Consider the following 22,664-nt stretch of genomic DNA (forward strand, 5'->3'; position numbering starts at 1 on the left):
GTGCGGCGGATGGTGCTGAACGGCAAAATCCATCGAGCCACGGTCACGCAGGCGGATCTGCATTATGTGGGATCTCTGACGATCGACGCGGATCTGATGAAGGCCGCGGACATCTGCGAGGGCGAACGCGTGCAGGTCGTCGACATCACCAACGGCGCGCGCCTCGAGACGTACGCGATCACCGGTCCTGCGGGCAGTGGGGTGATCGGCGTGAACGGCGCGGCGGCACACCTCATCCACCCGTCCGACCTGGTCATCGTCATCACCTACACGATGCTCGACGACGCCGAACTGGCTGTTCACACGCCCCGCGTCGTGCACGTGGACCGGGACAACCGGATCGTCGCGCTCGGCACCGACCCGGCGGAGCCGGTACCCGGAGAGGCCGGTCAGAAAACCGGCACCGTACTCGCCCGAGGGAGAGAGAAATGACCAATCCTTTCGACGACGAGGACGGCGTCTTCCTGATTCTGGTGAATGAAGAGAATCAGTATTCCTTGTGGCCGGAATTCGCCGAGGTGCCAGCCGGATGGCGCATTGTTCACGGTCCCGCCGACCGGGCCGGGGCGCTCGCGTACGTCGAGCGGCACTGGGTCGACATGCGTCCCCGCAGCCTGATCGAGGCCATGGATTCCGGTAGCGGTGAGTGACGATCCGGGTGGCCGCCGACTGCCTTTGACCGCTGCTCAGCACGGCGTCTGGTACGCGCTGCGCCTCGACCCCGGCACCACCGCGTACGACATCGGTGGCTACGCCGACGTGCGCGGCCCGCTCGACCCGGACCTGCTCGAGACGGCCTGCGCGGCGGTGGCCGGCGAGGCGGGGGCGCTGCGCGTCCGGTTCGACGACACCGGCCCGGAGGTCGTCCAGATCATCGACCCGGAACGCCGGCCACCGGTCTCCCGGGTGGACCTGAGCGGCGGTCCCGGCCCGGAGGAGGCCGCCCGCCGGTGGCTGCGCGAGTGGTTCACCGTGCCGCGCGACCCGGTCCGCGATCCGCTCGCCGAGTTCGCGCTGCTCCGGCTCGCACCGGACCGGCACTGGTGGTGCCCACGGGGACATCACCTCGTGCTCGACGGGTACAGCATGCCGCTGCTCTGCGGGCGGATCGCCGAGCTCTACACCGCCCTGCTCGAGGAGCGGACCGCCAGACAGAGCCCGTTCCGGCCGTACGAACTGCTCGTCGCGGCGGAGCGGGAGTATCCCGGGTCCGGGGCGTACGAGAAGGATCGGCTCTTCTGGCATGAGCGGCTCGCCGGGAGCGCGGCGGCGCCGACCCTGAGCGGCCGGGGTCCCCTGCCGCCCGGGCCCGTCCACCGGCGGACGATCCGCCTTCCGCGGGCCGCCACGGGCGCACCCGGCTCCTGGGGCGAGCGCACCGTCGCCGGGCTGGCCGGGTACGTCGGGCGGCTCACCGGGGCGCGGGAGCTCTGCCTCGCGGTGCCGTTCGCCGCCCGGCAGGGCGACCTGCTGCGGATCCCCGGGCACACCGCCAACGTGCTGCCGCTGCGCCTGGCCGTGCTGCCGGAGGCCACGCCGGGTGAGCTCACCGCCCTGGTCGCCGTCGAGCTGGCCGCCGCCCGGCGCCATCAGCGGTACCGCGGCGAGCAGCTGGCGCGCGAGATCGGGGACCGGTCCGGGCCCGCCGTCAACATCAAGTTCTTCGACTACCGGCTCGCGTTCGGGCCCGCCGAGGCGGTGCTGCAGAGCGTCGCCGCCGGGCCGGTCGACGACCTCACGCTCTCGGTGCGCCAGGACGGCGACGATCTCGTCCTCGACCTGGACGCGCACGCCGGTGCCTACACGGCCGCGGAGACCGAGGGCCACCTGCGCGGGCTCGGCGAGTTCCTCTCCGGGGCCGCGGACTTCGGGGGTACGGCGGGGGTCCGCGGCACCGGTGGGCACGCGCACGGACGGGTCCTCCCGGATCGTCCGGTGCCGTTCGCGGCGGCGTTCGCGGCCCAGGTACGGCGTACGCCCGACGCCGTCGCCCTGCGGGACGGCGCCCGGAGCTGGACGTTCGCGGCGCTGGACGCGGCGGCCGGGGCACTCGCGGGCGCGCTGCGCGAGGCGGGTGCGGGACCCGAGCGGCTGGTCGCGCTCGCGCTGGAGCGGTCGGCGGAGGTGGTGATCGGGATGCTCGCCACCGCGCGCGCCGGCGCCGCCTGGCTACCCCTCGACCTCGGACAGCCCGCCGGGCGGCTCGACCGGCTGCTGCGGGACGCCCGGCCCGCCGTCGTGCTGACCGCCGACCCGGCCCGGCCCGCCGTCACCCCGCCACCGGGTGCCGTCCCGCTGGCGGCCGGCGCGGTCGCCGGTGAACCGCCGGAGCCCGCGCGGGCGGCCCGGCCGGAGAACCTGGCCTACGCGATCTACACGTCCGGGTCGACCGGGGTGCCCAAGGCCGTGCAGGTGACCCAGCGGGGACTGGCCGCCCTGCTGGCGGGGCATCGGGACGGGATCATGGCGTCCGTGCCGGCCGGCCGGCGCCTGCGGATCGCGCACACCGCGCCGCTCACCTTCGACGCCGGGCTCGACCCGCTGCTCTGGATGATCGCCGGGCACGAGCTGGTGCTGGTCGGCGCGGAGACCTACCGGGACCCGGCCGCGCTGGTACGGCTCGTGCGGGCCGAGCGGATCGACTACCTGGACACCACGCCCAGCCACCTCGCGCTGCTGCTCGACGCCGGGCTCCTCGACGGCGGGCACCGGCCGTCGGTGCTGGTCTTCGGCGGGGAGGCGGCGCCGGGATCGCTGTGGGGGCGGTTGCGGGACGTCCGGGCGGTCAACGCGTACGGGCCGACCGAGTACACCGTGGACGCCCTCCAGGCCGTGGTGGCGGAGAACCCGCGGCCGGTGCTCGGTGAACCGGTGGCGGGGGCGCGGGTGGTCGTGCTCGACTCCCGGCTGCGCCCGGTGCCCGAGGGCGGCGTCGGCGAGCTGTACCTCGGCGGCCCGGGGCTGGCCCGGGGCTACGCCGGGCGGGCCGGGGAGACGGCGGCCCGCCTCGTGGCCGATCCGCACGGCCGCGGGCGACTGTTCCGGACCGGGGACGTCGTGCGCCTGCGTATCGGCGGTGGACTGGAATACCTGGGCCGCTCCGACGACCAGGTGAAGATCCGGGGCTTCCGGGCCGAGCCGGGGGAGGCCGAGGCCGTGCTGACCGGGCACCCCGGTGTGCGGCAGGCGGTGGTACTGCCCCGGCGGACCCCGGGCGGGACGGTCCTGGCCGCGTACGTGGTGGCCCGGGACGGCGAACCGGGTGACCTCACCGGGTACGCCCGGGAACGCCTTCCGGACTACCTGGTGCCGGCGACGATCACCGTGCTGGACGCGCTGCCGCTCACGGTGAACGGCAAGCTGGACGTCGCGGCGCTGCCGGAGCCGGGCACCGACGGCACGATCGGGCACCGGGAGCCGGCCACCGAGGCCGAACGGGTGGTCGCCGGACTCGTCGGCGACGTGCTCGGTGCCGCGACGGTCGGTGCCGACGACGACTTCTTCGCGCTCGGCGGGCACTCGCTGACCGCGGCGCGGCTGGCCGGGCTGATCCGGGAGCGGTTCGGCGTGGAGATCGATCTGCGCGCGGTCTTCGACGGGCGTACGGTGGCGGCGCTCGCCCGTACCGTGGAGAGCGCCCGCGGATCGGAGCGGCCCGCCCCGGTGCCCCACGCGGCGACGGGACGGGTGCCGCTGTCGGCGGCGCAGCAGCGGTTCTGGTTCGCGCACCGGCTCGATCCGGCGGACGCGGCCTACCACATCCCGTTCGTGATCACGTTCGACGGCCTTGTGGACGCCGACCGGCTGGCCGTCGCGCTCGGCGCGCTGCTGGCCCGGCACGAGACGCTGCGGACGCTGGTCGCGGAGGACGCCGACGGCGCGTGGCAGCGGGTCCTCGAACCCGGCGATCCGCTCCTCGCCGGCGTGCTGCGGGTGGGATCCGATGACCCGATTCGTGAGCCCTTCGATCTCACCCGGCAGCCGCCGGTCCGGGCCACCCTGCTTCGTGGACCGGAAGTGGACACCCTCGTGCTGGTCGTGCACCACATCGCGGGCGACCAGGGTTCGGCCCGGACGATGCTGGCCGACCTGGGTGCCGCGTACGCCGGGGCCGCGCTGGAGCCGGTGCCGCTGACCTATCGCGACTACACCGTCTGGCACGCCGAACTGCTGGAACACGCGTCGCTGGCGAGCACCCAGCTCGACTTCTGGCGGGACGCGCTGGACGGGCTGCCCGACGAGGTGTCGCTCGCCCGGAACCGGTCCACGGACGGTCCGGGGCCCGGTGGCGAGGTGACGGCCGAGGTCGGCGCGGCGGCGCATGACCGGATCCGGCGGCTCGCGCGGGAGCGGGGGGTCACCACGTTCGCGGTGCTGCACGCCGCGGTGGCGATCGTGCTCGACGCGTACGGCGCCGGTCCGGACCTGCCGCTCGGCACACCCGTCGCCGGCCGGCCCGATCCGGCGCTGGACGACCTGGTCGGGTGCTTCCTCAACACCGTGGTGCTCCGGACCGACCTCGGCGGGAACCCGACCGCCGGCGAGCTGCTGGACCGGGTGCAGCGGGTGGGGGTGGCCGCTTTCGCCCATGCCGATGTGCCGTTCGAGCGGGTCGCCGACGCGCTCACCCCGCCGCGCGTGCCGGGCCGCCACCCGCTTTTTCAGATCATGATCGTTCACGAGTACGCCGTGGCCGAGGTGCTGCGGCTGGGCGCCGTCAGCGGACCGGCCGTGCTGACCGGGACCGGCGCGGCCAAGACCGATCTCGTCGTCAAGCTCGCCGAGCGGCCGGACGGCGGCGGGATCGCGATTCGCCTGGAGTACGCCACCGCCTTGATCGACCGGGCGCTGGTCACCGGGATCGCCGCGGCGCTGCGACGGGTGCTGACCGCGTTGCCGGACCGGGTGGCGAGCCCGATCTCCCGGCTCGGCGTGCTGCCACCCGGGCTCGTCCCGGACGCCCGCGGGCCGGACGTGCCGCTCTCCCCGGCCACGGTGCCGGAGCTGTTCAGTGCCGCGGCCGCCCGGCACCCCGGCCGGGTCGCGCTGGTCGACGACGCGACCGGCGAGCAGCTCACCTACGCGGAGCTGGATGCCCGGATCGAGCGGGCCGCTGACGAGTTGCGCGAGCGTGGCACCGGGCCGGGGGAGATCGTCGCCGTTCGGCTGCCGCGGTCGGTGGAGCTGGTGGTCTCCGTGTACGCCGCCCAGCGGGTCGGGGCCGCCTATCTGCCGCTCGATCCGGAGCAGCCGGCGGAGCGGACCGCGGACATGCTCGACGACGCCCGGGCCGTCCCCGGGGTGGGGGACGCGGCGTATGTCATCTTCACCTCCGGGTCGACCGGGCGGCCCAAGGGTGTCGTGGTGCCGCACCGTGCCGTCGTCAACCGGCTGCTCTGGATGCAGGACGCGTATCCGCTCGGCGCGGACGACGTCGTACTGCAGAAGACGCCGTTGACCTTCGACGTGTCGGTGTGGGAGCTGTTCTGGCCGTTGCTGACCGGGGCGACGCTGGTGCTGGCGGCGCCGGACGGGCATCGGGATCCGGCGTACCTGATCGGGGTGATCCATCGCCGAAGGGTGACCACGCTGCACTTCGTGCCGTCGATGCTGGCGGCGTTCCTGACCGATCCTGATGTGCGCTCGTGTGAGGGCGTGCGCCGGGTGTTCTGCAGTGGCGAGGCGCTGCCGGCCACGCTGGTCGCCCGGTTCCGTGCCGCGCTCCCCGCGGAACTGCACAACCTCTACGGGCCGACCGAGGCGGCGGTGGACGTCACCGCGTGGCGGGTCACCGGTGCCGACGTGCCGATCGGGCGTCCGGTCTGGAACACCGGGGTGCACGTCCTCGACCGGTTCCTGCGGCCGGTGCCCGAGGGGGTGGCCGGGGAGCTCTACCTCAGCGGCGCGCAGCTCGCCGACGGCTATCTCGCCCGGCCGGGCCTGACCGCCACCCGCTTCGTCGCCTCGCCGTGGCACGTGGGCAAGCGCCTCTACCGGACCGGCGATCTCGCTCGCCTGCGCTCCGACGGCGCTCTCGACTACCTGGGCAGGACCGACGATCAAGTCAAGATCCGTGGGGTACGGGTCGAGCTGGGCGAGGTCGAGGCCGCGCTACGGCGTCACGCCGGGGTTCGCGAGGCCGCGGCCGCCACCCGGGTGGACGACGCCGGGAACGTGCGGCTGACCGGCTTCGTGGTTCCGGCTCCCGGGGTGACACTCGAACCGGACGAGGTGCGGGGGTTCCTGGGCACCGTGGTCCCGGCGGCGCTCGTGCCGTCGGCGGTGCGGGTGCTGGACGCGCTGCCGCTCACGCCGAGCGGAAAGCTGGACCGGCGCGCCCTGCCCACGGCGCCGCCACACCGTTCGGCAGTGCCGGTCACCGTCGGGCCGGTCGCCGTCGGGCCGGTCACCGTCGGGCCGGTTTCTGCCGGGCCGGTCGCCGTCGGGCCGCGGGGTATCGCGGACAGCGCCGAACAGGTCGTGCGGCGGGTCTTCGCGCAGGTGCTGGAGCGGGACGACGTCGACGGGGAGACCGGGTTCTTCGCGCTCGGCGGGGACAGCATCCTGGCGATCCAGGTGGTCAACCGGGTTCGCGCCGCCGGACTGCGGATTCAGGTGCGCGACGTGTTCACGCATCAGAACGCCGCCGCGCTTGCCGCCGCCGCTTCACCGGTGACGGCCCCGGCGGCGGGCGCGGTGGTCGCCGCGGCGGAGGGCGTCGTCGAGCTGACGCCGATCATGCACCGGCTCCGGGAACAGGGCGGGCTCGACGACGCGGTGCAGACCGCGAGCATCGGGCTGCCGGCCGGTACCGGACTCGACGCGCTGACCGCCGCCGTACAGGTGCTGCTGGACCGGCATCCGATGCTGCGGGCACAGCTGATCGTCAGCGGTCACGGGCACTGGACGCTCAGCGTGCCGTCGAGTGCGGACGCGGTCCCCGCCACCGACCTGGTCCGGGCCGGGGAGCGGGTCGCCCCCGATCCGCGGCGGGGCCACACCTCGCGGTGGTGCCTGCTGTCCGACGGCGGCACCCGGGTCGTCGCCGGCGTTCATCACCTCGCGGTCGACACGGTGTCGTGGGGCGTCATCGAGGCCGAGCTGCGGGCGGCGCTCGCCGGGGAGCCGCTGCCGGCCGTCTCCTCGGTGCCGTTCCGCGCGTGGGCCGCGCGGCTGCGGGAGTCGGCCGCCGACCCGGGGGTGCTCGACGAGTACGGCTACTGGCTCGCGGTGGCCGCCGACCCGCTCCCGAACCTGCCCGTTGCGACCGCGCGGGACACGGCCGCGCGGGACACGGCCGCGCGGGACACGGCCGCGCGGGACACGGCCCCGGCGGAGCTGCGGGTGCCGGGCCGGGTCTTCGCGCCGCTGTGGGAGTGGGCGGCGCGCCGGCACCGGTTCACCGGGGAGGATCTGCTGCTCGCCGCGGTGACGCTCGCGACGGCGGCGGCGCGCGGCGACGACCGTGACACCTCCGTCCTGATCGAGCGGCACGGGCGCGACGGCGACGACGTCGCGGGGACCGTCGGGTGGTTCACCACGCTGTATCCGGTGCGGGTACGGCCCGGCGGCTCCCCGGTCGCGGTGTTGAAATCGGTCAAGGAGGCGTTGCGGGCGGTGCCGGGGGCCGGGGCCGGTTTCGGACTGCTGCGCTATCTCAACCCACAGACCTCGGCCGGGCTCGCGGCGGCGGGCGAGCCGGACCTGCTCGTCAACTTCCTCGGCCACCGCTCCGGCGCGCTCGACCTCGACGGGTCCACCCCGGCGGATCCGGTGGAGTTGCTCGCCTACACCGTGGACGGCCCGGACGGGCGGGAACTGCGGGCGGTGCTGATCGGGCCGGCCGACCGCGATCTGGTCCGGTACCGGGACGCGCTGGCCGAGGCGTTCGCCGCGCTGGCCGGCGAGGTCGCCGCCGACGAGCCCGGGGGGCGCACGCCGTCCGACCTGACCCTGCCGGGGCTGGCGCAGTCCGACCTGGACGACCTGGACGCCCACGAACCCGGCTGGCTCGACGTGCTGCCCGCCACGCCGTTGCAGGAGGGGCTGACCGCGCTGGCCGAGGCCCGCTTCCGCGACGGCGGGACACACCCGGACGTCTACACCGTCCAGCTGCGACTCCGCTTCGCCGCGGTGGGCGGCGCCGGGCGGATGCGGGACGCGGTGGGTGGCGCCGGGCGGATGCGGGACGCGATGGGTGGCGCCGGGCTCGATGCCGGGCGGATGCGGGACGCGGCGACGGCGGTGTTCGGGCGGCACCTCGGGCTGCGGCTCGGGCTGCGGCCGCTCGCCTCCGGGCGGGTGGTGGCCGTACTGCACCCGGCCGGACCGGTGGACGTCGCCGAACACCGGCTCGACGAGGCGGGGCTCGCGGCACTGGCCCGGCGGCGCCGCCACGAGCCGTTCGACCTGGCGCGGCCGCCGCTGTTCCGGTTCGACCTGGTCGCCGGGGCCGAGGGCGGCGAGACGCTGATCATCACCGGACACCACGCGGCCTGGGACGGGTGGTCGGCGCCGTTGCTCGTCGGCGAGCTGCTGGCGGTCTACGCGGGACGGGAACCGGGGCCGGACGGGTCGGCGGCGCACCTGGCCTACCTGCGCGAGTTCGCCCGGCGCGATCCGGCCGTCGACCTGGCGGCCTGGCGGGACCTGCTCGGCGGGACGGCCGGTCCGACGCTGCTGTGCCCGGCGGCCGCGGCGGCGGGTGCCGCACTGCCCGCCGAGATCCGTGCCGAGTTGCCGGAACCGCTGGTGGACGCGCTGCGCCGCCGGGCCGGAGCCCGCGGCCTCACCCTCAACACGCTGATCCAGGGCGCGTGGGGGATCCTGCTGGCCGGGCGTACCGGAGAGCGGGACACGGTGTTCGGCGTGACCGTGTCCGGGCGGCCACCGCAGCCGGACGGACTGGACCGGGCCGTCGGGCTGTTCGTGAACACCGTGCCGGCGCGCTGCGAGATCCGGGCCGGGGACACCGCCGGGGACGTGCTGGCCCGGCTCCAGGATCGGCAGGCCGCGGCGGCCGACCATCACCGGGCCGGGCTGGCCGGGATCCAGCGCGCGGTGGGGCGGGGGACGCTCTTCGACACCCTGGTGGTGTTCGAGAACTATCCGCTGGACGAGGCCGCGCTGCTCGGACCGGCCGGCGGCGCGGAGCTGGGCCTGGTCGCGATCGAGGCCGACGACGCCACCCACTACCCGGTCACGCTGACCGTCTTCCCCGGCGAGCGGATCGGGCTCGCGCTCGGCTACCGCGCCGACGCCCTCGACGAGCAGGGCGCGCGCGGGCTGCTCGACGACCTGCGGGACACCCTGGAGACGTTCGCGGCGGGCCTGAACGCACCGCTGCCCACGATCCGGCTCCTGGCTGGTCCTCACGGGTCGGTCGGGGCCCTCGAGACACCCGTGGGCACCAGCCAGGAGGGTGAGGTGCGGCTTCTGGCTGGCACTCAGGGGTCGGTCGGGAGCCCCGACACACCCGTGAGGACCAGCCAGGAGGGGGAGGGGGGCGGGCGGGTGGCGGAGGTGCTGGCCGGGCTCTTCGCCGAAGTGCTGGAGGTGCCGGACGTGCGGGTGGGGGACGGGTTCCTCGCGCTCGGTGGGGACAGCATCCTGGCGATCCAGCTCGTGGCGCGCGCCCGGGCGGTGGGGCTGCGGTTCACGGCGGCGGACGTCTTCGAACACCGGACGGCGGCCGGGCTCGCGGCCGTCGTGGCCGGGAATGAGGCCGTGGCGGCCGGGGGTGGCCGGGAGCCGGTGCGGGCGGCGGCGGTCAGCTTCGCCGGGGCGCAGGTCACCCCGATCGTGCACTGGCTGCGGGAACGGGGCGGGCCGGTGGGTACGTACTGCCAGCGGATGGTGCTGCGGCTGCCCGCGGACGCCACCGGGGAGCGGCTGGTCGACGCGGTCCAGCGGGTGCTCGACCGGCACCCGATGCTGCGGGCCCGCCTCGACGGCGCGGGCCTGTCGGCGCCGCCGCCGGGCAGCGTCCGGGCCGGGGAGCTGTTCACCACCGTGCGCGGCGCGGCGGACGTGGAGGGGGCGACCGGGACGGCGGCGCGGGAGATCGATCCGGCGGCCGGGTCCTGCACCCGGTGGGTGTGGTTCGAGCGGGACCGGCAGCTGCTGGTGGTGGCGCATCACCTGGTCGTCGACGGGGTCTCGTGGCGGGTGCTGACGGCGGACCTGGCGAGCGCCTGGCACGGCACGCCGCTGCCGCCGATCGGGACCGGGTACGACGAGTGGACCCGGCTGCTGGCGGCGGAGGCCCGGACCGGGCGGCGCCGCGCGGAGCTGGATCACTGGCGTCAGGCGCTGCGGGCACCGTCGCCCTTCCCGGGACTGCGGCTCGACCCGGGACTCGATGTCGCCGCCACCCGGCGTGAGCTGAGCTTCGCCGTCGAGGGCGCCGGGGACGAGGGCGTCGAGGCGCTGCTGCTGGACGCGCTGGTGCGGGCGCTTCCCGGGGACGGTCGGGCGCGGGACGTGGCGGTGCTGCTCGAGGGGCACGGGCGGGCGGACGACGTCGTCCCGGCCGATCTCAGCCGGACGGTCGGGTGGTTCACCACGATGTATCCGGTACGCGTCGGGCCCGGTGCGGAGGCCGCCGCCGCGCTCGCCGCGGTGCCGGACCGGGGGATCGGCTACGGGCTGCTGCGGTACCTCGATCCCGGGCCCGGGGCCGGGCTGCGGGAGCTGGACGAACCGCAGGTGCGGCTCAACTACCTCGGGCGGTTCACCGCGGGCGGCGGGCGGGCGTTCGCTCCGGTCGATGCCGCGGACCCGGTCGGGGGCCATGTCGACCCGGCGCTGCCGATCCCCGTCGCGATGGATGTCACGGCCGTCGGCGGCGCGAACGGCCTGATCGTCCGGGTGGCCTGGGCCGGTCGCCACCTGGACGACGACACCGTGCGGGCGTTCGCCGACCGTTTCCGGACCGCGCTGGGCGACGCGAAGAAGGACGTGCCGGGTGACGGGGAGAAGGACGTGCCGGGTGCCGGGGAGAAGGACGTGCTGGTGGAGATCGGGGACGACGAGCTGGACGAGCTGTGGAGGAACGGGTGAACGGGATCGAGGACGTCCTGCCGCTCTCGCCGTTGCAGCACGGGCTGCTGGTCTGGGGGGCCTACGGGGCGGCGAGCACCGGGGTCTACACCGTGCAGCGCGCGTTCGGCCTGACCGGGGAGCTCGAACCGGGCGTGTTGCGCAGCGCCGGGGAAGCGGTGCTGCGCCGGCATCCGAACCTCCGTGCGGCCTTCCGGTTCCGCAGGAGCGGTGAGCCGGTCGCGCTCGTACCCCAAGGAATCGATCTTCCGTGGCGGGAGGAGGACCTGCGTGACGTCGCGGAGGCGGGGGTGCGTGCCGGGCGGCTGGCGGCGATCGCGGCCCAGGAGCGCGAGCGGGCGTTCGATCTCGGACGGCCGCCGCTGCTGAGGTTCGCGCTGGTGCGGACCGGGGACGCGGACTGGACCCTGCTGCTCACCTTTCACCACATCCTGCTGGACGGGTGGTCGGTGCCGCGGCTGGTCACCGAGCTGTTCACGCTCTACGGCACCCGGGGGGACGACGCGGTGCTCGGGAAGCCCGTACCCTATCGCCGCTATCTGACCTGGTTGTCCACAATAGACAGCGAAGTGTCGGGAAAGCGCTGGCGGGAGCAGCTCGCCGGGCTGGACGGGCCGACGCTGGTGGCGCCCGGCGCGGACCTTCGGGCACGCGGCGAGCCCGCCGAGATCACCCGGTGGCTGAGCGAGGAGGAGACCGCGGCGCTGCGGGCGGCGACCCGGCGGCTGGAGGTCACCGCCAACACCGTGCTGCAGGTCGCCTGGGCGCTGCTGCTCGGTGAGCTGACCGGCACCGCCGACGTCGTCTTCGGACTGACCGGTTCCGGACGCTCACCCGAGCTCGCCGGGTCCGCGGAGATCATCGGGCTGCTGATCAACACGGTTCCGGCGCGGGTGACGCCCCGGGCCGCGGAGAGCCTCGGCGAGCTGCTGCGCCGGGTACAGCGGGAGCAGGCGCGGCTCCTCGACCACCAGCACGTCCGCCTGGCGGAACTCTCCGGCGGCGGCGACCTGTTCGACACGTACGCGGTCTTCGAGAACTACCCGCTGAGCCGGGACGTCCTCGACGACCTGGGACGCCGGGCGGGGCTGCGGGTGCACACGGTCGAGGCGACCGAGGCGAGTCACTACCCGCTCGGCGTCATCGCCACCCCGGGCGACCGGCTGCGCCTGGACGTCCGCTACCGGGCCGACGCGGTGCCGGCCGTGCTCGCGGAACGGGCCGCGCGCCGCCTGCCCGAGCTGCTGCGGCTGATCGTTACGCGGCCCGGCCTGTCGTACGCGAAAATGCCGTTGATCTCCGAGGAGGAGCGGGACGACCTGCTGATCTCCCGCAACCGGACATCGCCGGACCCGGCTCCGGTGGACTTCGCCGGGCTGGTGGCCGGTGCGCCGGACGACCTCGCCGTGGCCTGCGGGGACGAGCGGCTGACCTACGGCGAGCTGCACGCCCGCGCCGGGCACGTCGCGGGCCGGCTCGCCGCCCGGGGCCTCGGCCCGGAGCGGGCGGTGGCGGTCGCGATGCCCCGCTCGGCCGGGCAGGTCGTCGCGATGCTGGCGGTGCTGACCGCCGGTGCCGTGTACGTCCCGGTCGACACCGACTATCCGGCGCAGCGCGTCGACTACCTGCTCGCCGACGCGCGGCCGGAACTGATCATCACCGCCGAGCTGCTGGCCGAAGTGGAGAAGGAGCCGCCCGGCGAGCCGGCGGGCGGCGCGATCCGGCCGGACCACGCCGCGTACACGATCTACACCTCCGGGTCGACCGGCCGCCCCAAGGCCGTCGTCGTCACGCACGCCGGGCTGCCGGCGCTCGCCGCGACCCTGGCCGGCGCGTTCCGGCCCGGCCCGGGGGACCGGGTGCTGCAGTTCGCGTCGCAGAGCTTCGACACCTCGATCTGGGAACTGCTGATGGCCCTGTCGACCGGGGCGGCGCTGGTCATCGCGCCACCGGAGCGTCGGCTCGGCGCCGAGCTGGGCCGGCTGCTCGCCGAGGAGCGCGTCACCCACCTGACGCTGCCGCCGTCCGCACTGGCCGAGCTGCCCACCACCGCCGTGCCACCGGGCACGGTGGTGATCGTGGCGGGCGAGGCCTGTCCGCCGGAGCTGGCCCGGCGCTGGGTGACGGCCGGGCACACGCTGTTCAACTCGTACGGGCCGACCGAGACCACCGTGGACGCGACGCTCTGGCGGGCCGGCGACCCGGCCGCGCTGGACGGCGCCGCGCTGCCGATCGGCACGCCGGTCGCCGGGAGTACGGCGTACGTGCTGGACCCGCTGCTGCGGCCGGTACCGGCCGGGGCCGTCGGTGAACTGTACGTCGGCGGCAGTGGCCTGGCCCGCGGCTACCGTGGTGCGCCGGGGCTGACCGCGAGCCGGTTCGTGGCGAGCCCGTTCGTCCCGGGCGGGCGTCTCTACCGCACCGGCGACCTGGTGCGGTGGCGCTCCGACGGGAACCTGGAGTTCCTCGGGCGCGCCGACCAGCAGATCAAGATCCGGGGCTTCCGGGTCGAGCCCGGCGAGGTGGAGGCCGCCCTCGTCGCGCACCCGGCCGTGGCGTCGGCGCTGGTGGTCGCGGCCGACGACGCGGTGGTGGGCCGCCGGCTGATCGCCTACGTGACGCCCGCCGACCCGGGGAACCCGCCCGGTCAGGGCACCCTGCGGGAGTACGCGGGCCGGGACCTGCCCGACCACCTGGTGCCCGCCGCCGTCGTGGTGCTGGACGCCTTCCCGCTCACCCCGAACGGCAAGGTGGACCGGGCCGCCCTGCCGGACGCGGTACCCACCGTGACCACCGTCCGCGCCGACGGGTCACGGCCGCGCGAGGAGCTGATGTGCGGGGTCTTCGCGAGCGTGCTGGGCGTGCCGTCCGCCGGGCCGGACGACGGCTTCTTCGAGCTCGGCGGGCACTCGCTGCTCATCGCCCGCCTGGTCGCCCGGGTCGAGGCGGTCTTCGGCGTCACCCTGTCGATGAGCGACGTCTTCGAGGCGCCCACCCCGCGGAGGCTGACCGGGCTCCTGGACGGCGGGACACGCCGGCCGCCGCTGATCGCCACCGGACGGACCGGGCCGCAGCCGCTCTCCTACGCCCAGCGCCGCCTCTGGTTCCTGCACCGCCTCGACGGGCCGAGCGCCGTCTACAACATCCCGGCCGTGCTGCGCCTCGACGGCGACCTGGACGTGGCGGCGCTGCGGGCGGCGCTCGACGATGTGGTCACCCGGCACGAGAGCCTGCGCACGGTCTTCCGGACCGGTGACGGCGAGGGAGAACAGAAGATCCTTGCGGGGGTACGCCCCACGTTCACCGTCACCGAGAGCTCCGACGAGGACCTCGACGGGTCGCTCGCCGCGGCGGCCGGGTACCGGTTCGCGCTGGACGCCGAGATACCGATCCGGGCGCACCTGTTCGTTCTCGGACCGCAGTCGTACGCGCTGCTCGTGCTCCAGCATCACATCGCGGGTGACGAGTGGTCGGTCGGCCCGTTCTTCGCCGACCTGCGCCGCGCCTACGAGGCACGCCGCCTCGGCCGGGCGCCCGGGTTCGCGCCGCTGCCCGTCCAGTACGCCGACTTCGCCGCCTGGCAGCGTGACCTGCTCGGCGACGAGGGCGACCCGGAGAGCCCCGCCGCCCGGCAGATCGAGTTCTGGCGTACCGCCCTCGACGGCAGCCCCGAGGAGCTCGCGCTGCCGTTCGACCGGCCCCGCCCGGCGCTCGCCTCGTACGCCGGCGACTACCACCGCTACGACATCCCGGCCGAGGTGCACCGGGGGCTCCTGGACCTGGCCCGGGCGTACGACGTCACGCCGTTCATGGCGGTGCAGGCCGCGGCGGCCGCGCTGCTGACCCGGCTCGGCGCGGGCGACGACCTGCCGCTGGGCTCGCCGATCGCCGGGCGCGGCCAGCCCGAACTCGAGGACCTGGTCGGCTTCTTCGCCAACACCCTGGTGCTCCGGGTGGACACCGGCGGCGATCCCGGCTTCGGTGAGCTGCTCACCCGGGTACGGCGCGCCGACCTGGCCGCCTTCGATCACGCGGACGTGCCGTTCGAGCGGCTGGTCGAGGTGCTGCGCCCGGCCCGCTCGCTGGCGCGCAACCCGCTGTTCCAGGTGATGGTCACCCACCAGCACCGGCTCGACATGGACCTGTCGGTGGCCGGGCTGACCACCACGGCGCTGCCGTTCGGCCTGGACACCGCGAAGTTCGACCTGACCTTCAGCTTCTTCGGCGACGACCGGGGCGGGCCGCTGGGCGCCGGGATCGAGTACGCCACCGAGCTGTTCGACCCGGCCACCGTCGCCGGGCTGGCCGACCGGCTGACCCGGCTGCTCACCGCGGTGGTGACCGACCCGGACGCCCCGATCGGCGACGCCGACCTGCTGGACCCGGCCGAGCGGGCCGCCTTCACCGCGCCGCCCGCCCTCCCCGCCACCGCCGTGCCTCTCGTTCCGGAGCTGTTCGCCGCCGCGGCCGCCGCGCATGCGGACCGGGTCGCGGTGGCCGACGGCGATACCGAGGTCAGCTACCGGGAGCTGGCAGAGCGGGTGGGACGACTGGCGGCCGGGCTCGCCGCGGCCGGGGCCGGACCGGAATCGATCGTCGCGCTAGCCGCGCCGCCCTCTGTCGATCTCGTCGCCGCCCAGCTGGCCGTGCTGCACGTGGGGGCCGCCTACCTGCCGCTGGATCTCGGCTACCCGGCCGAGCGGGTCGCGCTGATGCTCACCGACGCCGCGCCGATGCTGCTGGTCACCACGGCGGCGGCCCGCGACGGCCTGCCCTGGACCGGGCCGGTGCTGTCGCTGGACGGGCCGCTACCGGCAGGGGACGCGGTCGCTCCGGTGCGGTCGCCGCTGCATCCGGCGTATGTCATCTTCACCTCCGGGTCGACCGGGCGGCCGAAAGCGGTCCTCGGCACCCACGGTGGCCTCGCCGCCCGGCTGGCCTGGGGGCAGACGGCGTTCCCGCTCAGCACCGCGGACACCGTGGTCGCGAAGAGCTCGCCCGCGTTCATCGACGGGAGCACCGAGCTCCTCGGCCCGCTGATCGCCGGGGCCCGGGTGGTCCTGGCCGACGCGGAGACCCGCCGGGACGTGCACGCCCTGGCCGCGCTGATCGAGCGGGTGGGCGCGACCCGGCTGACGGTCGTACCCAGCCAGCTACGGGCGCTGCTCGCCGAGGCACCCGATCGGCTCGGTGCGGTGCGGCACTGGATCTCCAGCGGCGAGCCGCTCACCGCCGACCTGGCCGGACGGCTGCCCGGGGGAACACTCACCGACCTGTACGGCTGCTCGGAGGCGAGCGGGGACAGCCTGGCCCGGCCGTCCGTGTCGGACGCCGGGTTCACCGTCACCGTTTCCGGTACGGCGGCGTACGTGCTGGACCGGCGGTTGCGGCCGGTGCCGCCCGGTGCGACCGGGGAGCTCTACCTGGCCGGGGCGGGGCTGGCACGCGGGTACCGGGACGCCGGGCTGACCGCCGCCCGGTTCACGGCCAGCCCGTTCGGGCCGCCCGGCACGCGTCTCTACCGGACCGGTGACCTGGCCCGGCGGCTTCCGGACGGCGGGATCGCGCTGCGCGGGCGGGCCGACGGTCAGGTCAAGATCCGAGGGGTACGGGTGGAGCCGCGCGAGGCCGAGTCGGTCCTCGCGGCCCAGCACGGGGTGGCCGAGGCGGCGGTGGTCGCCCGGACGTCGGCGGTGGGGGAGACGGAGCTCGCGGCGTATGTCGTACCCGAAAAGGGTCTTGATCTGGCTGATCTGAGGAAGGCGCTGCGGCGGGCGCTGCCGACCGCTTCGGTACCCGCCGCGGTGATCGCGGTGGAGCGGATGCCGCGGCTGCCCGGTGGGAAGACGGACCGGCGGGCACTGGCCCGGCTCGGCGGCGGGGCGGACGACGCCGTGACCGATGCGGCCGGTCTCGGTGTGCGGGAGCAGCTGCTGGCGCAGGTGGTCGCGGAGGTGCTGGGCCGGGCGGTGGTCGGTGCCGATCAGGACTTCTTCGACCTCGGTGGGCATTCGCTCGCGGCCACCCGGCTGGTGTCCCGGATCCGTGCGGTCTTCGGCGTCGAGGTGCCGCTGCGGGCGATCTTCGAGGCGCCGACCGTTCGTGATCTGGCCGACCGGCTCGGCGGCGCCCCGGCGCGCCCACCGCTGCGGCCGAGGGAACGTCCGGAAAGGATCCCTCTCTCGTACGCGCAACGGCGGCTCTGGTTCCTGGACCGCCTGGACGGGCCCGGCACGGTGTACACGATTCCGCTGCTGGCCGAGCTGCGCGGGCCGCTGGACGTGCCGGCGCTGCGGGCGGCCGTGTCCGATGTCGTCGCCCGGCACGAGAGCCTGCGCACGCTGCTGGTGGAGTCGGACGGCGAACCCCGGCAGCGGATCCTGGACGTCGCGCCGGACCGGTTCACCCTGCATACGGCCGGTTCCGCCGACCCGGAAGAGCTGGCCGGGCACCGGTTCCGCCTCGACGCCGAGCCACCGGTCCGCGTCGACCTGATCGAGACCGGGCCGCAGCGGTGGCTGCTTCTGATCCTGCTGCACCACACCGCCGCGGATGCGCTGTCGACCGGGCCGCTGATCGGCGACCTCGCCCTCGCGTACGCCGCCCGCCTCGCCGGCCGCGCACCCGCCTTCACGCCGTTGCCGGTGCAGTACGCCGACTACACGCTCTGGCAGCGGGACCTGCCCGGCTCGATCGACTACTGGCGTGGGCGGCTGGACGGCCTCCCGGACGAGCTGGCCGTCCCGGCCGACCGGCCCCGGCCCGCACTGCCCGGCCACCGGGGCGGCACCGTCAGCGTGCCCCGCCCGCCCGGTGTGGACGACCGGGCCCGGCAACTGGGTGCCACCCCGTTCATGCTGCTGCAGGCCGCCGTCGCCGCGCTGCTGTGCCGGCTCGGCGCGGGCACCGACATCCCGCTCGGCGCACCGGTCGGCGGGCGTACCGACCCGGTGCTCGAACCGATGGTCGGCTTCCTGGTCGACACCGTGGTACTGCGGACCGACGTCTCCGGCGATCCGACCCTCGCGGAGCTGGTGGCCCGGGTCCGCGACGCCGACCTGACCGACTTCGCCCACGCCGACGTGCCGTTCGAGCGGCTCGTCGAGGAGTTGCGGCCGGCGCGTTCCCGGGCCCGGCACCCGCTCTTCCAGGTGATGGTCAACCAGTACCGGGCGGAGGTCGCCGGGCCCCGGCTGGCCGGGCTGGAGAGCACCCCGGTGGCCCGGCCGCCGGAGACCGCCAAGTTCGACCTGAGCTTCCTGCTGGAGGACGACGCGATCTCGCTGAACTACGCCGCCGACCTGTTCGACCCGGGCACCGCGGAGGTCCTGCTGCGCCGGCTCGGCATGCTGCTCTCCGCTCCCGACACCTCGCGGCGCGTCTCCGCACTGGACATCCTGCTGCCCGGCGAGCGGGACGCCCTGGACGAGCGGAACGCCACGGGTCATCCGGTGCCGGACGAGACCGTGGTGGACCGGCTGCTCGCGGCCGATCCGGACGCGACCGCGCTCGGGACGCTCACCTACCGTGAGCTTGCCGCGCGCAGCGGTGCCCTCGCCACCGCGCTGCGGGCACGCGGCGCCGGGACGGGCTCGGTGGTCGGCGTCCGCATTCCGCGCGGCGTGGACCTGGTCGTCGCGCTCTGGGGCGTCCTGCGGGCCGGGGCCGCGTACCTGCCGATCGACCCCGACCACCCGGACCGCCGCGCCGACCTGGTCGCCGAGGATGCCGGGGCCCTGCTCGTGCTCACCGAGCGTGAGGTGCGGGACTGGTCGGCCGGGCCGGTCGGGGAGCTGCCCCGGCCGACGGCGGACGCGCCCGCGTACGTCATCTACACCTCCGGCTCGACCGGGCGGCCCAAGGGCGTGGCGGTGCCGCACCGGGCGCTGACCAACCGGCTGGCCTGGATGCAGGACGCGTTCCGTCTCGTACCCGGCGACCGGGTCCTGCAGAAGACCCCGGCCACCTTCGACGTGTCGGTCTGGGAGCTCTTCTGGCCGGTCTACGCGTCGGCGGAGCTGGTCCCGGCACCGCCGGGCGCGCACCGCGACCCCGGGCACCTGGCCCGGCTGATCAGCACGGCGGGCGTCACGATCTGCCACTTCGTGCCGTCGATGCTGCGCGAGTTCCTGGCCGTCCTCGGCGAGGGGGACTGCCCGAGTCTGCGGCTGATCGTGGCCAGCGGGGAGACGCTGCCCGGGGAGGTCGCGGCCGACTGCCTGCGGCGGCTGCCGGGTGCACGGCTGCACAACCTGTACGGGCCGACCGAGGCGACCGTGGACGTCACCGCCGCGCGGGTCACCGGTGCCGACGTGACCATCGGGCGGCCGATCTGGAACACCCGGGCGTACGTGCTCGACCGGTGGCTGCGGCCGGTGCCGGACGGCGTACCGGGTGAGCTGTACCTGGCCGGGGTGCAGATCGCCCACGGCTACGTGCGGCGGCCCGGGCTGACCGCGCAGCGCTTCGTGGCCTCACCGTTCGGGGACGGGGAGCGGCTCTACCGCACCGGTGACCTCGCCCGGTGGCGGGCCGACGGGACGCTCGACCACCTGGGCCGCACCGATCATCAGGTCAAGATCCGGGGGCTGCGGGTCGAGCCCGGTGAGGTCGAGGCCGCGCTCACCGCCCTGCCCGGGATAACCGCGGCGGTGGTAACCGCTTTCGGGCAGAACCTTTCCGGGTACGTGATCGCGGACCGCCCGATCGACGTTCCCGCGGTACGGGAGGCGCTGGGTGCGTCGCTGCCCGAACACCTCGTGCCCGCCTACCTCACGGTGCTCGGCGAACTGCCCCGGACGAGCAGCGGCAAGGTGGACCGTGCCGCGCTGCCCGCACCGGTGGTCACCCCGGCGCCCGGCGGGGTCGCGCCGCGGGGGCCGGGCGAGGAGGTGGTCGCCGGGGTCTTCGCCGAGCTGCTCGGGGTGGCCGGGATCGGCGGCGGGGACGACTTCTTCGCGCTCGGCGGGCACTCGCTGCTCGCGGTACGCCTGGTCGCGCGACTGCGGACCCTGTTCGGGGCGCAGCTGGCCCTGCACGACGTGTTCGACGCGCCGACCGTACGGGCCCTCGCCGCCCGGGTCCGGACCGCGCGTGAGCGTCCGCCGGTCCGGCCCGCCGTACGCCCGGATCCGATACCGCTCTCCCCCGCCCAGCAGCGGCTCTGGTTCCTCGACCGGATGGACGGGCCCGCCGCCACGTACAACATCCCGTTCGCGGCGCGGATGCGCGGGCCGTTGGACCTGGCGGCGCTGCGGGCGGCCGTCGGCGACCTGGTGGACCGGCACGAGATCCTGCGGACCGTCTACCCGGAGGGGACCGGCCTCCCGGTGCAGCGGGTGCTGCCCACCGTCGGCGTGCCGTTCGCCGTCGAGAGCGACGCGTCGCCGGCCGAGGTGGCGTACCGGCCGCTCCGGCTGGCCGAGGTGGCGTACCGGCCGTTCCGGCTGGCCGAGGAGCCGCCTCTGCGGGTGCACGTGTGGGCGGACGGGCCCGGCGAGCACGTGGTCGCCGTCGTGGTGCACCACATCGCCGCCGACGAGTGGTCCGCCCGGCCGCTCTTCACCGACCTCGCCCTCGCGTACGCCGCCCGTCGTGCCGGGCACGCGCCGCGGTGGGCGCCGCTGCCGGTCCAGTACGCCGACTACGCCCTCGGGCAGCAGGAACCGCCCGGTGACCAGCTCGCGTTCTGGAGCGCCGAGCTGGCCGGGTCGCCCGCCGAACTCGCGCTGCCCACCGACCGTCCCCGGCCCGCCGTCGCCACCCACCGCGGGGAGACCGCGCGCCGGCCGCTGCCACCGGAGACCGCGGACGCGATCCGGGCTCTGGCCGCCGCCCGCGGGGTCACCGTGTTCATGGTGGTCCAGGCCGCCGTCGCGGTGCTGCTGCGCAAGCTCGGTGCGGGAACCGACGTGCCGCTGGGCACCCCGATCGCCGGGCGCGCCGACCCGGCCCTCGACGACCTGGTCGGGTGCTTCCTCAACACGCTCGTGCTGCGTACCGACGTGTCCGGGGATCCGGGCTTCACCGCGCTGCTCGACCGGGTACGCCGTACCGACCTCGCCGCGTTCGCCCACGCCGACCTGCCCTTCGAGCGGCTCGTCGAGCATCTCGCGCCGGAGCGGTCGCTGTCGCGGCACCCGCTGTTCCAGGTGGTCGCCACCCACCGGTACACCGACGAGGAGGGGTTCGGGCTGGACGGGGTCACCGTCACGCCGGAGCCCACCGGATTCGACGTCGCCAAGTTCGACCTCACCTTCGTGGTGGCCGAGCAGCCCTCCGGCGCGATGGACCTGGAGCTGACCTGCGCGCTCGACCTGTACGACCCCGGGCACGCCGCGCGCCTGCTGGACCGGCTCGCCCGGGTGCTGGACGCCGTGCTCGCCGACCCGGAGCGGCCGATCAGCCGGGTGGACGTGCTGGACGGCGCCGAGCGGGAACGCGTCCTGTGGGACTGGAACCGGACCGGGCGCGACGTGCCGTACCGGGACCTCGCCGGGCTCTTCGAGGATCAGGTCGCGATCCGGCCGGGCGCACCGGCGCTCGTGGACGGCGACCGGATGTTCACCTTCGGAGAGCTGGACGCGGCGGCCAACCGGCTGGCCCGGGTCCTGATCGCCCGCGGCGCCGGAGCCGAACGGCTGGTCGCCATCGTGCTGCGCCGCTGCGCCGCATGTGTGGTCGCGGTGCTCGCGGTCGCCAAGACCGGCGCGGGCTACCTGCCGGTCGACCCCGACCACCCGGCCGCCCGGGTCCGGGACGTGCTCGCCGACGCCCGGCCGGTGCTCGCCGTCGCGGCCCGTGCGGCGGACGTACCGCTGGAGGGTCTCGGCGTGGTGGCGGCGGCGGAGGCGTGGGGGGACGGCGACGCGACCCGTCCCGCCGTCCCGGCCGTGCATCCGGAGTCGCTGGCGTACGTCATCTACACCTCCGGGTCGACCGGCCGTCCCAAGGGCGTGGCGATCCCGCACGCCGGGCTGGCCGACCTGGTCGCCACCATGTCGGGCGGTGCGCGCAGCGGGCCCGGAAGCCGGCTGAGTCAGTTCGCGTCGTTCTCGTTCGACGTCTCCGTCGCCGAGCTGGCGATGAGCATCCTCAGCGGCGGAACCCTGGTCCTGCTCCCCGAGCACGCCCGCGCCGGTGCGGAGCTGGTCCGGTTCGCGGTCGCCCAGCGCCTCACCCACCTGGTGATCCCGCCGTCGGTGGTGTCGTCGCTGCCGGTGGAGGCCGACCTGCCGCCCGGCGTGACCCTCCTGGTCGGCACCGAGGCCCTGCGGCGGGATCTGCTGCGGCGGTGGGCGCGCGGCCGGGTCTTCGTGAACTGCTACGGGCCGACCGAGGCGACCGTCAACGCGACGCTCTGGGAGGCCGACCCGGAGTGGCCCGGCGCGGTGCCGCCGATCGGGCGGCCGGACGTGAACCGCCGTGCGTACGTGCTGGGACCGGACCTCGCGCCGGTGCCGCCCGGCGTGACCGGCGAGCTCTACCTCGGCGGATCCGGGCTGGCCCGCGGATACCGGGACCGGCCCGCGCTGACCGCCGGCCGGTTCGTCGCCTCGCCGTTCGGGGCGGGGGAGCGGCTCTACCGGACCGGCGACCTGGCC

The 22,664-nt window shown here is 75.4% G+C and carries 4 protein-coding genes (1 of these 4 cut by a window edge); all 4 read left to right on the forward strand.

What is annotated here, in order from left to right; all coding sequences use genetic code 11:
• Tightly spaced (each overlapping or abutting the next), the 4 genes in view from panD to AB0M08_RS21000 form a layout consistent with a single transcriptional unit that may run on beyond the window.
• Complete coding sequence (panD, locus tag AB0M08_RS20985) at nt 1–432, forward strand: aspartate 1-decarboxylase (RefSeq protein WP_364495580.1); 432 nt, start codon at nt 1–3, stop codon at nt 430–432.
• On the forward strand, nt 429–650 hold the full coding sequence (locus AB0M08_RS20990; protein WP_364495582.1) for an MbtH family protein: 222 nt from the start codon (nt 429–431) through the stop codon (nt 648–650). The genes panD and AB0M08_RS20990 overlap by 4 nt, the downstream gene beginning before the upstream one ends.
• Complete coding sequence (locus AB0M08_RS20995; RefSeq protein ID WP_364495585.1) at nt 643–11,061, forward strand: amino acid adenylation domain-containing protein; 10,419 nt, start codon at nt 643–645, stop codon at nt 11,059–11,061. Before AB0M08_RS20990 ends, AB0M08_RS20995 begins: the two co-directional genes overlap by 8 nt.
• Nucleotides 11,058–22,664, forward strand: partial view of an amino acid adenylation domain-containing protein gene (locus tag AB0M08_RS21000; protein WP_364495588.1) — the 5' portion only. 2,088 nt of this gene lie beyond the right edge of the window; 11,607 of the gene's 13,695 nt are visible here — the first part of the coding sequence; it begins with the start codon at nt 11,058–11,060; the stop codon falls past the right edge of the window. Before AB0M08_RS20995 ends, AB0M08_RS21000 begins: the two co-directional genes overlap by 4 nt.

The sequence above is a fragment of the Actinoplanes sp. NPDC051851 genome, from assembly GCF_040681165.1.
Classification (GTDB): Bacteria; Actinomycetota; Actinomycetes; order Mycobacteriales; family Micromonosporaceae; genus Actinoplanes.

Coding starts and splice junctions, on each gene's coding strand:
- AB0M08_RS20990 (WP_364495582.1), top strand. CDS start 429: ATGACCAATCCTTTCGACGACGAGGACGGCGTCTTCCTGATTCTGGTG.